This is a genomic window from Gordonia rhizosphera NBRC 16068 (genome assembly GCF_000298195.1).
GTDB classification, from domain to species: Bacteria; Actinomycetota; Actinomycetes; order Mycobacteriales; family Mycobacteriaceae; genus Gordonia; species Gordonia rhizosphera.
On the sequence record NZ_BAHC01000189.1, the window covers coordinates 1 to 13272 of the forward strand.

At 66.1% G+C, this 13272-nt stretch carries 13 protein-coding genes; 6 read left to right on the forward strand and 7 right to left on the reverse strand.

Going from position 1 to position 13272, the window contains the following annotated elements:
* Window positions 1-111: 111 nt before the first annotated feature.
* The gene (locus tag GORHZ_RS23015) at window positions 112-1419 is read right to left on the reverse strand and encodes a glycosyltransferase (protein WP_006337411.1); all 1308 of its coding nucleotides are present in this window, start codon (window positions 1417-1419) and stop codon (window positions 112-114) included.
* Between the two features lie 362 nt (window positions 1420-1781).
* Between GORHZ_RS23015 and GORHZ_RS23020 the strand changes: the two genes are divergently transcribed.
* Window positions 1782-2831, forward strand: a complete 1050-nt coding sequence (locus tag GORHZ_RS23020; RefSeq protein ID WP_006337412.1) for a type III polyketide synthase — start codon at window positions 1782-1784, stop codon at window positions 2829-2831.
* A 238-nt stretch (window positions 2832-3069) separates the two neighbouring features.
* Here GORHZ_RS23020 and guaA read toward each other — a convergent pair whose 3' ends face one another.
* Window positions 3070-4662, reverse strand: a complete 1593-nt coding sequence (gene guaA, locus GORHZ_RS23025; protein ID WP_006337418.1) for a glutamine-hydrolyzing GMP synthase — start codon at window positions 4660-4662, stop codon at window positions 3070-3072.
* Window positions 4663-4889: 227 nt separating this feature from the next.
* On the opposite strand from guaA, the gene GORHZ_RS23030 reads away from it, so the two are divergent.
* The 3 genes from GORHZ_RS23030 to GORHZ_RS23040 are packed head-to-tail and all read left to right on the forward strand — an operon-like array spanning window position 4890 to window position 6805.
* Entirely contained in the window at window positions 4890-5501 is a 612-nt protein-coding gene (locus GORHZ_RS23030) for a biotin transporter BioY (protein WP_040533128.1), read from the forward strand.
* Between the two features lie 30 nt (window positions 5502-5531).
* A complete protein-coding gene (locus GORHZ_RS23035) occupies window positions 5532-6206 on the forward strand; it encodes an energy-coupling factor ABC transporter ATP-binding protein (protein WP_006337421.1) in 675 nt (224 codons plus the stop codon).
* Window positions 6203-6805 carry an energy-coupling factor transporter transmembrane component T family protein gene (locus GORHZ_RS23040; RefSeq protein WP_006337422.1) on the forward strand — a complete coding sequence of 201 codons (603 nt, stop codon included), beginning with the start codon at window positions 6203-6205 and terminating at the stop codon, window positions 6803-6805. Before GORHZ_RS23035 ends, GORHZ_RS23040 begins: the two co-directional genes overlap by 4 nt.
* 99 nt (window positions 6806-6904) lie before the next feature.
* Here GORHZ_RS23040 and GORHZ_RS23045 read toward each other — a convergent pair whose 3' ends face one another.
* Together GORHZ_RS23045 and guaB are read right to left on the reverse strand one after the other, a co-directional pair.
* Window positions 6905-8062, reverse strand: a complete 1158-nt coding sequence (locus GORHZ_RS23045) for a GuaB3 family IMP dehydrogenase-related protein (RefSeq protein WP_040533130.1) — start codon at window positions 8060-8062, stop codon at window positions 6905-6907.
* A 47-nt stretch (window positions 8063-8109) separates the two neighbouring features.
* Entirely contained in the window at window positions 8110-9621 is a 1512-nt protein-coding gene (gene guaB, locus GORHZ_RS23050) for an IMP dehydrogenase (protein WP_006337424.1), read from the reverse strand.
* Window positions 9622-9745: 124 nt separating this feature from the next.
* On the opposite strand from guaB, the gene GORHZ_RS23055 reads away from it, so the two are divergent.
* Complete coding sequence (locus tag GORHZ_RS23055) at window positions 9746-10135, forward strand: DUF5319 domain-containing protein (protein WP_006337425.1); 390 nt, start codon at window positions 9746-9748, stop codon at window positions 10133-10135.
* Window positions 10136-10218: 83 nt separating this feature from the next.
* On the opposite strand, the gene GORHZ_RS23060 is transcribed toward GORHZ_RS23055, so the two are convergent.
* The 3 genes from GORHZ_RS23060 to GORHZ_RS23070 all read right to left on the reverse strand — a co-directional run bounded on the left by GORHZ_RS23060 (window position 10219) and on the right by GORHZ_RS23070 (window position 12661).
* Window positions 10219-11214: an anti-sigma-D factor RsdA gene (locus GORHZ_RS23060; protein ID WP_006337426.1), complete on the reverse strand. Its 996-nt coding sequence runs from the start codon at window positions 11212-11214 to the stop codon at window positions 10219-10221.
* The gene (locus tag GORHZ_RS23065; RefSeq protein WP_006337430.1) at window positions 11211-11786 is read right to left on the reverse strand and encodes a sigma-70 family RNA polymerase sigma factor; all 576 of its coding nucleotides are present in this window, start codon (window positions 11784-11786) and stop codon (window positions 11211-11213) included. Before GORHZ_RS23065 ends, GORHZ_RS23060 begins: the two co-directional genes overlap by 4 nt.
* A 68-nt stretch (window positions 11787-11854) precedes the next feature.
* A complete protein-coding gene (locus GORHZ_RS23070) occupies window positions 11855-12661 on the reverse strand; it encodes a hypothetical protein (RefSeq protein WP_006337431.1) in 807 nt (268 codons plus the stop codon).
* A gap of 459 nt (window positions 12662-13120) precedes the next feature.
* Between GORHZ_RS23070 and GORHZ_RS30330 the strand changes: the two genes are divergently transcribed.
* On the forward strand, window positions 13121-13272 hold a 152-nt coding region (locus tag GORHZ_RS30330; protein WP_006337432.1), incomplete at its 3' end, for a WhiB family transcriptional regulator.

Below are 13272 nucleotides of genomic sequence, written 5' to 3' on the forward strand. Positions count from 1 at the left end.
AAATCCTGACGTGTTGTTTGCGGCTGAAGATGGTCGGCGTGTCATGTCACCGCGTTCTCACAGATCCGCAGTGGGAGTTGCTCGAGCCGTGTTGCTGCCCTCGGATGGGGATCACCTGGGCGGCAACGAATCCCGAGCCTCACGCGCGTCGATCGGGGGTCTGCTCAACGCATCGCTGATTGCGCATGCCCCGTCCAACCCTGACATCTCGGATTGGAGGACGGCCGCACGGTCTCGAAAAGACGGGTCGTCGAGCACCGTGCGCACCGCACGTCGAATCGCGCCAGGAGAATTGCGCCGCAATCGGATTCCCGCTCCCGAACGAGCGACTCGGGCAGCAACTTCGCCCTTGTCCTCGGTCGATCCGACGACGACCATCGGCACCCCATGGGTCAAGGCGAAATGCACTCCACCCCAACCGCCGTTGGTAACCAGGACATCGGTGTGCGGAAACATCATGTCGAATGGAACAAACTCGGTGACGACGGCATTCGCCGCGGCCACCCTGACCGATTCCACCGGTGGGCCGCCGGTGGTCGCCACGACCAGCGCACCGGAGTCGGCAAGGCCGGTGATGGCGGGCTCGACGAGGCGGCTCATGTCCTCATTGTCCAGGGTCCCCTGAGTCACCACAACGACGGGCCGTCGACCGTCGACGCGATCCCACCACACTGGCGGCGCCTGACCGGAATCGGCTCGACCCAGAGCCGGCCCGACGTACCGCAACTTCGAATCGAGGTCGCGACGCGGATACTCCAACGACGGTGTTGTCAGCACGAACACGTCGTCGGCCAGCAGCGGCCAATCCAGGACAAAGGACGCTGCGTTGCACCCGACCGCGTCCCTGACGGCCGCATCGGTACTTCGCTGTGCGCGACGGAGCACCACTGATGTCGCGCCGAGCGTGAGCAGCCGATTCCGCAACATCCCGGCACGCGTAGTGGACGGTGCAAACCCCGGGCCGAACGGCGCGGTGTCTGCGCTGTTGGCCATCAGCGGGGTCATACACACAGCGGCGACGCGGGGTCTGTTCGCCTGCGCCGCACTGAGTAACGGCAATACACCCAGGAACAAGTTCTCGGCGAGCACGACGTCGATGTCGCGCTCGGCGAGCAGGGCGGCGAGGCGATCGTGCTGAGCCGAGATAGATCGGATGAACAAGTGCTCGAGATCGTAGCGTGAACGCAGGAAGCCGGGCATTCGAGCACGCCCCGCGAACTGCCCGTTGAGGTCCCGTTCGTCGAAGTCGCACTCCGATGGGAGTGCGATGTGTTCGAGTCCGGCACGCTCGACCCGGTCGCGGAAGTGTGCACTCGTGAGCACGGCGACGGTCGATCCGTCGGCGATCAGTTGCCGACCGATGGCGATCATCGGCTGCAGATGGCCGGTCAGGGGTGCGCTGCAGAGGATTGCTCGCATGGCTTTGTTCACCACTCTCCCTCAGACGGGGCCCATCTGACACACTCTGTATCCCGTTCCCGGACGGTCATCACCATCTGACACACTCTGTATCCCGTTCCCAGACGGGCATCACCATCTGACACACTCTGTATCCCGTTCCCAGACGGGCATCACCATCTGAAACACTCTGTATCCCGTTGCAAACAACAGTGATTCACCCGTAGCATGATCTCCGGTGTCATCGTCGATCCCGCGGAACCACTGTCGCATGACATGACGTCGTCGCTTAGCTCTTGGCCAATTGCAATACTAGACTGAAGTTTTCATCTACCTGGACTGCGCCCACTCATTCGCTTGTAGACAAGGTTTGGACCTCGCCCATGGCTGCTGCCTACGTCAACCAGATCAGTACTGCGGTACCCTCGCTGGACTGCCACGACATGTTCATCGAGTACGCACCCGAACTGATGGAACAGCGCAGCAAGATGCTCCTGTTCCAGCGCATGGCCGAACGCGCGCAGATCGACCACCGCTGGTCATCGGTTGAGGATCCCGTGAAGTTCTATGGGAACAATCCCAGCGACATCGCCACCGAGACCCGGATGATCGAGTACGAGGACAAGGCCCCCAAGCTGGCTCAGCGTGCCGTCGAGGGTCTGGATCTCGGCGACGAAGCGGCCGAGATCACCCATCTCGTCCTCGTCACCTGCACCGGGTTCTACTCGCCGGGAATCGACTATGACCTCATCAAGAACTGCGGTCTGAGTCCGAATATCGACCGCACCCAGATCGGCTTCATGGGGTGTTTCGCCGGCATCACGGGACTCAAGACCGCCAACAACATCGTCCGGGCGAACCCCCAGGCGAAGGTTCTCTTGGTGAGCGTCGAACTGTGCTCGGTGCATCTGCAGAAACCCAAGAGCCTGGAGTCGATGCTCTCGTTCCTCATCTTCGGGGATGGTTGCGCCGCCGCCATCGTCTCCGCCGACGAGACCGGGATCGAACTCGACTCGTTCAAGCAGGTCATGGTCCCGGATACTCGCGACCTCATCACATGGCGCATCGGGGACATCGGGTTCGATATGGTGTTGTCCGGTAAGGTCCCTGGCCAACTCGGCAAAGCGCTGAATCCGGACAACCTCAAGCTCATCCTGGCGGGTCGTACGCCGGCCGACATCGATCTCTGGGCGATTCACCCAGGCGGACGATCGATTCTCGATTCAGTCGAGAGCGCACTCGAACTCGACGAGGACGCGCTCGACGCCTCCCGACACGTTCTCCAGAACTACGGGAATATGTCCTCGGCCACAGTGCTGTTCGTCCTTGCAGAGATGATGCGACGAGCAGCCGAGGGCGGCCCGACCGGCATGGGTAGCGCGATGGCGTTCGGCCCGGGACTGACCGCGGAGACAATGCTCTTCCGGCTCTGACCATCGCCCTGCTGGACGTTGCTTCGTCTCGAAAAGCCCACGTGGGCAAGCAATGTAGAGCCACAGCGGTGACGACGCGCCGGTCTTCCAGGTGGCATGTTCACCGGCCAGAGGGCGAGCACTGGGCGCGCATTTGACAGACCTCACGTCGCGACCGCCCAGCGCGACTTGGTAGCCGAGTCCTTGTGCCCCAGAGGTTTTGCCTATACCAACGCGCCCGGAACGGGACGGGACGGCGTCATTCCCATTCGATGGTGCCCGGCGGCTTGCTCGTCACGTCGAGGACCACCCGGTTCACGTCGGGCACCTCGTTGGTGATCCGGGTCGAGATCACCTCGAGGACCTCGTAGGGCACCCGGGTCCAGTCGGCGGTCATCGCATCCTCGCTCGACACCGGTCGGAGCACGATCGGATGACCGTAGGTCCGGCCGTCGCCCTGCACACCCACACTGCGGACATCGGCCAGCAGAACCACCGGACACTGCCAGATCTGGGCATCGAGGCCCGCGGACGTCAGCTCCTCACGCGCGATCAGATCGGCCTTGCGGAGCATCTCCAGCCGGTCTGCGGTGACCTCTCCGACGATGCGAATCGCCAGTCCCGGGCCCGGGAAGGGTTGGCGCGCCACGATCTCCTCCGGCAGCCCGAGCTCGCGTCCCACCGCACGCACCTCGTCCTTGAATAGCAGACGCAACGGTTCGACCAGCGAGAACTCCAGGTCCTCGGGCAGACCGCCGACGTTGTGGTGGCTCTTGATGTTCGCGGTGCCGCTGCCGCCGCCGGATTCGACGACATCCGGGTAGAGGGTGCCCTGGACGAGGAACTCGACCTTGTCACCCTCGGACTCGCGGTCACCGAGCACGTCGGAGACCGCACCCTCGAAGGATCGGATGAACTCGCGGCCGATGATCTTGCGCTTGGTCTCCGGATCGCTCACCCCGGCGAGTTCACGCAGGAAGGTGTCCTCGGCGTCCACGGTCACCAGCCGCGCGCCGGTGGCCCCCACGAAATCGTGCTGCACCTCTTCACGCTCCCCCGCCCGCAGGAGTCCGTGATCGACGAACACGCAGGTCAGACGATCCCCGATGGCCCGCTGGACCAGCGCCGCAGCCACCGCGGAGTCCACGCCGCCGGACAGTCCACAGATCGCGAGGCCGTCACCGATCTGATCGCTGACCGCGTCGATGAGTGTGTCAGCGATGTTGGCGGGTGTCCAGGTCGCCTCCAGGCCGGCGATCTCGTAGAGGAAGCGGGTGAGCACCTGCTGACCGTGCGGGGTGTGCATCACCTCGGGGTGATACTGCACCCCGGCCATCCGACGCTCCACGCACTCGAAGGCCGCCACCGGCGCCCCCGGCGTCGACCCGGTGACGACGAAACCCTCCGGCGCGGTCTGCACGGCGTCGTTGTGGCTCATCCACACCGGCTGGGTTTCGGTCAGGCCCTCGTGCAGCAGACCCTCGCCGGTGAGCGACATCGTGGTCCGCCCGAACTCCCGCCCGCCGGTGTTGGCGACCTTGCCACCGAGTTCGGCCGCCATCGCCTGGAATCCGTAGCAGATGCCGAAGACCGGCACGTCGAGATCGAACACGCGGGGATCGAGTGCCGGCGCGTCGTCGGCGTACACCGATGCCGGACCTCCCGACAGGATCAGCGCGACGGGATCGCGCTTCTTGAACTCGTCGAGCGGGGCGTCGTGGGCGATCACCTCGGAGTAGATGCGGGCCTCACGAACCCGGCGGGCGATCAACTGCGCATACTGTGCGCCGAAGTCGATCACCAGCACCGGGCGCGGGCCGTCGACGAAGGATTCGGCAGAAGAATCGGTCACGCCGAAGAGTCTAGGGCGTGTCTCCCAATTCTTCTGCGAGGTATTGGCGGAGTCGTTGGTTCTCTGGCAAGGCGGAGGAGGGAGCGATAGCGGCAGCTATCGTGACCGACGACAACGCCGCCAGAGGGCCAACGAGCCGCCAAGACCCGCAAAGGGAATTGGGAAACATGCCCCTGGTGTCGCCACCCGGGGCATTGTGCATGCGCGCCTGGGGACATAATGCTGACATGCCCGAGACCACCGACGCACCGCCGCCGACACGGCGATTCTCCCTGTCGGTGACCGATCTGACCCAGGCAGCCGTGTTCGCGGCACTCATCGCCGCGCTCGGCCTGCCGGGCACGATCACCATCGGCTCCTCCGGCGTGCCGATCACCCTGCAGACGCTCGGGGTCATGCTGGCCGGCGCCGTGATCGGACCCCGGAAGGGCACACTCGCGGTGATCATCTTCTCGATCCTCGCGATCGCAGGACTGCCGATCCTCGCCGGTGGCCGCAGCGGCCTGGTGGCGCTGTCGTCGCCGACGGCCGGGTTCTTCGTCGGGTTCCTGCCCGGCGTCATCGTCATCGGACTGCTGACCGCGCTGATGATGCCCAGGTACCGGATCCTGTGGGGTATCGCAGCCAACATCCTCGGCGGCATGGTGGTGATCTACGCCTGCGGCATCATCGGTCTGCTGCTGCGCACGGATCTGTCGCTCTGGGCGGCGATCTCCACCAACGGCACCTACATCCCCGGAGACATCGCGAAAGCGGTGATCGCGGCCCTCGTCGCCGCTCAGGTCCATCGCGCCTATCCCGGTCTGATCACGCCTCTGCGGCTGCGCCGCGGCCGGTGACCGGGATCCACCTCACGTCGATATCCCCCGATGATCGAGTTCGCTGATGTGACGCACGCCTTCGGTGACCGGACGGTGCTGCGTGCGATCAACCTGGAACTCACCGAGCAGAGGATCGGGATCATCGGGGCCAACGGCAGCGGGAAGTCGACGCTGGCACGCATGATCAACGCGCTCGTCGTTCCCGACGCCGGCAAGGTCCGGGTCAACGGGATCGACGCCGCCCGCGAGAAGCGCCGTGTCCGGCGTGAAGTGGGTTTCATCTTCAGTGACCCGGACCGGCAGATCATCATGCCGACCGTCACCGAGGACATCGAACTCTCCCTGACCCGCACGGTCCGCGACCGCAGCGAGCGGGCGACGAGGGCCGCCGCGGTCCTCGACCGCTTCGGGCTCGCCGGTCACGCCGACCATCCGGCGCATCTGCTCTCCGGCGGTCAGAAGCAACTGCTGGCCCTCGCGTCGGTGATGGTGACCGAACCGCAGGTGCTGGTGGCCGACGAACCGACGACGCTGCTCGACCTACGAAACACCTCGATGTTGCGCGATGTGTTCGCGACGCTCGACGAACAGCTCGTGGTCCTCACCCACGACCTCGAGTTGCTCACCGACTATGACCGGGTCGTCGTCCTCGACGACGGACGCGTCGTCGCCGACGACGCACCCCGGCCCGCCATCGCGGCCTACCGGAAGCTGATGTCGTGACCACGCTCGGGGTCTACCGGCCAGGCGGGTCGGTGCTGCATCGGCTGCCGGCCGGGGTGAAACTCCTCGGGCTCGGTGCGGCGATCCTGGCGATCTCGCTGACGGTGCGGACGCTGCCCGCGATCGGTGTCCTCACCCTCGCCGTCGGGGGCGTCTTCGCGCTGGGCCGGATCGGGCCCCGCGAGGCCTGGCGTCAGCTCCGTCCCGCTCTGTGGGTACTGGTGTTCATCTTCGTCTTCCAGGTGATCTTCACCGACTGGCAGCGGGCGCTGGTCGTCTGCGCGGTCCTCGCGGCATCAATCGCCCTCGCGGCGGCAGTGTCGCTGACCACCCGCACCACCGACATCCTCGACGCCATCGTCGGTGCATTACGGCCGCTGCGCCGCGTCGGTGCACCGGTCGACCACCTGGCGCTGGCACTCGCTCTGGCGATCCGATCCATCCCGCTGATGGTCGAGGTCGTCGGACAGGTCGACGAGGCCCGCCAGGCGCGCGGATTGCGTCCCGGCGCAAGGATTCTCGTCGCCCCGGTCGTCATCGCCGCATTGCGCACCGCCGACGGATTCGCCGAGACCCTGATCGCTCGCGGACTCGACTGATCCTCCCTCGCCGCGCCGCGCCGGCGGGAATCCGGGTGCCGTCGGCGGGAATCCGGGTGCCGTCGGCGGGATTCCGGGTGCCGTCGACGACGACGGGTGTCAGGCGTGAACCGTGAGTCCCACCTTCTGGAACTCCTTGAGATCGCTGTAGCCGGCCTTCGCCATCGAACGGCGCAGCGCACCAACGAGGTTCAGTTCGCCGAACGGGTCCTGGGAGGGGCCGTTCAGCACCGACTCGAGACTGGGCCGATCTTCCTCGGTCGCGACCTGCAGAAGGGCGCCGCGCGGAGTGTCGGGGTGCGCGGCGGCGGACGGCCAGTACCAACCGCGGCCGGGTGCCTCGGCGGCGGCCGCGAGCGGGGTTCCGAGAACTGCGGCGTCCGCGCCACAGGCGATCGCCTTGGCCAGGTCACCGGAGTTGTGGATGTCACCGTCGGCGATGACGTGCACGTAGCGGCCGCCGGTCTCGTCGAGGTAGTCGCGCCGCGCCGCGGCGGCGTCGGCGATCGCGGTGGCCATGGGCACACCGATGCCGAGGACCTCCGCGGTCGTGGTCGCGCCACGTGCGGAGCCATAGCCGACGATCACACCTGCGGCGCCGGTACGCATCAGGTGCAGAGCGGTTCGGTGGTCGTGCACTCCGCCGGCGATGACCGGGATGTCGAGATCGGCGATGAAGGTCTTCAGGTTCAGCGGCTCTCGCACCGCACCATCCGGATCCGCCTGTGCGACATGCTCGGCCGAGATGATGGTGCCGTGCACGACGAGCAGTTCGACGCCCGCCTCGAGTAGCGCCGGGGTCAGTTCGAGAGCGTGCTGGGGACTGACCCGAACGGCGGTGGTCACCCCCGCCTCGCGTACCGTCGCCACCGACTCGCGCAGCAGTCCGATGTCCAGCGGCGCCGAATGCAGTTGTTGAAGAAAGCGAACCGCGGCTGACGGGTCCGGGTTGCCGGTGGCGACCGCGATGAGTTCGTCGATCTTGGCCTCGACGTCACGATGCCGCGCCCACAGCCCTTCGCCGTTGATCACGCCCAGCGCCCCGAGCTTGCCGAGTGCGATGGCCGTCGCGGGTGAGACCAGGGCGTCGGTCGGGTGGCTCAGGATCGGGGACTCGAACCGATAGGCATCGATCTGCCACGCCGTCGAGACGTCCTTGGACGACCGGGTCCGGCGGGACGGAACAATACTCAGATCGTCGAGTTCGAAGGTACGGCGGGCCGTGCGACCCATTCCGATGTCGACAAGATCACGCACCGTTGCGCCTTTCTGCCCCGCGAGGGGCATCCGTCAGGAAAACGCGTTCAGCGGGAATAGTAGTTGGGCGCTTCGGTGGTCAGGGTGACGTCGTGGGGATGTGATTCCTTGAGACCCGCGGACGTGATCTGCACGAACCGCGCCTGCTGCAGGTCGGCGATCGTCGACGACCCGGTGTAACCCATCGCCGCCCGCAGACCACCCACCAGCTGATGGATCACCTGACCGAGCGGGCCGCGGAACGGGACCCGACCCTCGATACCCTCCGGGACCAGTTTCTCCTCCTTGAGCACATCGTCCTGGAAGTAGCGGTCCTTGGAGTACGACTTGCCCTGCCCGCGCCCTTGCATGGCACCGAGCGAGCCCATGCCGCGGTAGCTCTTGAATTGCTTGCCGTTCACCAGGATCAGCTCACCCGGCGCCTCCGCGGTGCCGGCCAGCAGAGAGCCGAGCATCGCTGTAGACGCACCGGCCGCCAACGCTTTGGCGATGTCGCCGGAATACTGCAGACCGCCGTCGGCGATCACCGGGACGTCGTGCTGCTTGCAGACCGCGACCGCCTCGAGGATGGCGGTGATCTGTGGGGCCCCCACCCCGGCGACCACTCGCGTCGTACAGATGGAGCCCGGACCGACACCGACCTTCACCGCGTCGGCGCCCGCCTCCACCAGCGCCAGCGCCGCCTCACGAGTGGCCACGTTGCCGCCGACGACCTGAACACGGTCGCCCACTTCGGCTTTGACCTTCGCGACCATGTCAAGGACGAGCCGATTGTGTGCGTGTGCAGTGTCGACGATGATCACGTCGGCGCCGGCGTCGGCGAGTGCCATCGCGCGGTCCCACTGCGGATCACCGGTGCCGACGGCGGCACCCACGAGCAGCCGACCGTCGGCGTCCTTGGTCGCCAGCGGATGCTGCTCGGTCTTGACGAAATCCTTCACCGTGATGAGGCCGGTCAGCTTGCCGTTGCCGTCCACGATCGGCAACTTCTCGACCTTGTTGCGACGGAGCAGGCCGAGCGCGGCCTCGGCAGAGACACCCTCCTGGGCGGTGATCAGCGGGGCCTTGGTCATCACCTCCGACACGGGGCGCGACTGGTCGACCTCGAAGCGCATGTCACGGTTGGTGATGATGCCGACGAGTTCACCCGTATCGTCCACGACGGGGAGCCCGGAGATCCGGTACCGGGCGCACATGTTGTCGACCTCGGCGAGCGTGTTGGTCGGCCGGCAGGTGACGGGATCGGTGACCATGCCGGCCTCCGAGCGCTTCACGGTCTCGACCTGCCCCGCCTGCTCCTCGATCGAGAGATTGCGGTGCAGGACACCCATGCCGCCGGCACGGGCCATCGCGATCGCCATCCTTGACTCGGTGACCGTGTCCATCGCCGAACTCACCAGGGGTACCTTGAGGGTGATCTCCTTGGTGACCCGCGACGAGGTGTCGGCGTCACTGGGAATGACGTCGGAGGCCGCCGGCAGCAGCAGGACGTCGTCGAAGGTGAGGCCGAGCATCGCGACCTTGCCGGGGTCGTCTCCACCGGTGCGAACGTGCGTCATTGCTCCATGGTATCGGCCCGGGTCCGATGTACTGGACCAGCCTGCGCTGACCGGTTCTCCACAGGTCACCCGAACTGTGGAGTCCTCACCCCAACACCGCGCCGACATCGGTTACCGTGGAAGTGTGCGTGACCACCTGCCTCCCGGCCTCCCGCCAGACCCGTTCGCGGACGACCCCAGCGACCCGGCCTCGGCTCTCGATTCCGTGGAACCGGGGATTCCCCTCGACGAGAACGAGCGGATGGCGGTAGAAGAAGATCTGGCGGACCTGGCGGTCTATGAGGCGCTACTCTCCCACCGCGGTGTCCGCGGGCTCGTCGTCGTCTGCGACGACTGTCACGAGGATCACTATCACGACTGGGACATGCTGCGTGCGAATCTGCTGCAGCTGCTGATCGACGGCACCGTTCGTCCGCACGAGCCGGCCGTGGACCCGTCTCCCGACGCTTACGTCACCTGGGACTACTGCCGCGGATACGCCGACGCGCGTAGCCACATCGACGACGAGCGCTGAGGTCTCACCACCACACCGTTCCCGACCCCGTATACGAAAACCGGGCCAAGGCGCTCAAGCCCTGGCCCGGTTTCGTGTCTCGATCACGGGAAGGTCGGTTGCCACCACCACGGAGTCGTGGTCGGCAGAATCGGTTGCGGCAGTTCCTGGGTGGGAACGGTCTGGGTGATCGTGGGTTGAAGGGTCGTCGGCGTCTCCGCTGTCGGCATCTCCGCGGTGGGCACCGGGAGTGTCGTCGTGATGGTCGGTGTCGGCAGCGGAGTGTCGGGAACCTCGGGGTTGGTAGGCGTGAGGATGTCCGACGGGCTCGGCACCTCCGTCGGAACCGTCACCGACGGCGATTGTCCGGCGGTCGTCTCCTGCTGCAGATCACGCGGCGGCGTGGTCGGTGTGAGCGGCAGGGTGGGCGGCTTGAGCGTCACCGAAGACTCATCCGACGTCGCTTCTTGTTCCTCAGTGCTCGTCTCCGACGAGGTCTTCGTCGTCGCGTCGGCGCGCAGGCGATCCATCCACTGGGTCATCCGGTTGCGGGTGTCCTGGTCACGAACCGGCGCGAGGTCCTTCTCGGCCTCGGCGATCAGCTGCTCGGCCTGAGTGGTGTCACCGGCCGCGACCGCGGCCTCGGCCTTCTCCAGATTCGACTGGACGTCCACCGATGCCTGGGTCTCACTCGCGGCGGACGCGAAGACGACGCGCTTGACACCCCACAGGGGATCACCGGGCGAGGCCCCCTCGGCGAGTACGGTCAGGCCGGCAACCGCGACCACCACGATGGCCGCGACACCCGACGCAACCCGCAGATGCCGGACCATGCCGCGGCCACGCCGAGCACGTTCTGTCGCCGCGATGGCGTTCTCCACCTCTTCGACGGTCGGCAGCTCGGGGGGCGGGGCCGAGAGCGTCTCGTGACGCCAGCCCGAGAGGAGCTCGGCGAGCTGATACTCGGCTTCGTCGTGCGTCGTCACCGGCAGGTCCGCCGTGAGCGCCTCGATGAACCTGTCGTCGGCCTGCACCGACATCATGTCGATCGGCTCGGTCGTTTCCCACCGGGGTTCGGCAGGGTCACGCTCGGCGTTCATCGGTTCCACCTGCCTTTCCGGAGTTCGTTCTTCAGCTTCGTCAACGCGCGGTGCTGGGCGACGCGCACCGCGCCCGCCGTACTACCGATGGCGTCGGCGGTCTCGTCGGCGGACAGTCCCACGATCAACCTCAGCACCAGCACCTCCCGTTGCTTCTCGGGCAGGATGGTCAGCAGCTGACGTACCTGACGGTCGGCGTCGGCGTCCAGGGCGCGCTGTTCGGGGCCACCGAGAAACGAGACCATCTCCGGCATCGTCTCGACCGGATCCGCCTTGGTCCGGCCGGCCACTCGCATGGCATCGGCGACCTTGTGCGCAGCGATGCCGTAGACGAAGGCCATGAACGGCTTGCCCTGGTCCTCATACCGGGGCAGCGCGGTCATCACTGCCATCAACACCTCCTGCGCGATGTCGTCGGCGGAGAACAAATGCCGCTCTCCGACTCCAATTCGCCCCCGGCAGTAGCGCAGAATCGGGTCCTGCACACTTTCGAGAACTGACGCGAGCGCTTCTCGGTCGCCGAGCCTCGCGGCCCGGACGGCCGCGTCCAGCTCACCACCCGTCAGCTTCATCGTCAGTTGAGATCCCCGTGTTACATGTGTCGTGGTGTGTTGTCCGTGAGTCGGCACCTCACGCAACCTTAGCGATGCGTACCCATACCCGGGCGACCCGCTCCCCCGGTGTCGGCCGGAAAGGGTACCCCTCGGGCGATCAGTTCGGCGCGAACGCGCGCCAGGTCGGCTTCCACCCCCTGATCAGCGGGATCGAAACCCCTGCGCAGGGCGAGTGATGCCCACAGCAGCGGGAGCAGCCCGGCGTCACGTGCGCGTGTGGTGACGTGTGCCGCGAGGTCGCGGGCGATGTCGACATCGCCGGCGGCGGCTGCCGCGGCCGCAGCGATCAACTGCGTCTTGACCCGATGCCGTTCGGGGGTGTCGTCAGCCTCACACAGCCGCATCGCGGCGTCGGCATGGTGACATGCCGACGCCGGCCGGCCCGTATATACGGCCAGCTCCGCCGACACCCATTCGACCCGCAGCCGCGGACGCCGGCCCGCAAACCAGTCGTCGTCACGGTCGTTCATCATGCGGCGAGCGCGGGCGAGCAGGCGGCGTGCGGCGTCGAAACGGAGGAGACCGAGATCGTCGGCGGCCAGACCGACCATCGCGTCGAGGACGGCCGCCCGGTGCCACGGGTCGTCGCCCGGATCGGCACCTACGTACACCAGGGCTCGACCGTCGAGAGGTGCGGCGGCATCGTGGCGCCCCGCCTGCCGCAATAGTGAGGCGCGTGTGGACAGCGCGAGCGACGCCAGCACGTCGTCATCGTCGGCGTGCGCGATGCGCCCGACCGCGTTCAGAATGGTGAATGCGGCGGCGGTGTGACCTACGCCTCCCCGCTGCACCGCCCGCTCCCACAGCCCATACCCTGAGGCACGTTTGCGCATTTCAGACCCTGTTTTCTCCGACCGCGACACTGTTCTGAACACCATCACACAAGGCACAGTTAGCACGAATTTAACCTGTGGTCACAAACATTAATTCGGCCCCCAGATCACCGGCAAATGTGGTCCATATTTCGTTTGTGTTACATGCGTGTCGGGCCCGCGCGTCGGCATCGCATCCATCGTAGTGTTCTGAAAGGTCAGTTCCGGCAAGGGAATTACCAGGTCAACGCAGATTGTCAGGACATATGCGGGGGCCGCTTTCGAGGGGCTGATTCGATATGGTATACCGGTCCGCTTGCATAACGACCCGTTAACTTCTTCGGAATTTTCACCGGTGTTGACCTGCGATTTGGCGGTATTGACGCCATTTCTTTGGCTTGCTTACTGTGTGTTTGCGCCGATCGACTCGGTGCATGCGCCGATCAAACGAGTGCCCCATCCAGACAAGGAGTCGCTGTCATGCCTCAGCCGAATCACCTCCCTGGCCCCAACGCGGATATCTGGGATTGGCAAATGCAGGGCCTGTGCCGTGGAGTGGACTCGTCGATGTTCTTCCATCCGGACGGCGAACGCGGTCGTGCCCGCGCCCAGCGGGAACGGCGCGCCAAGGA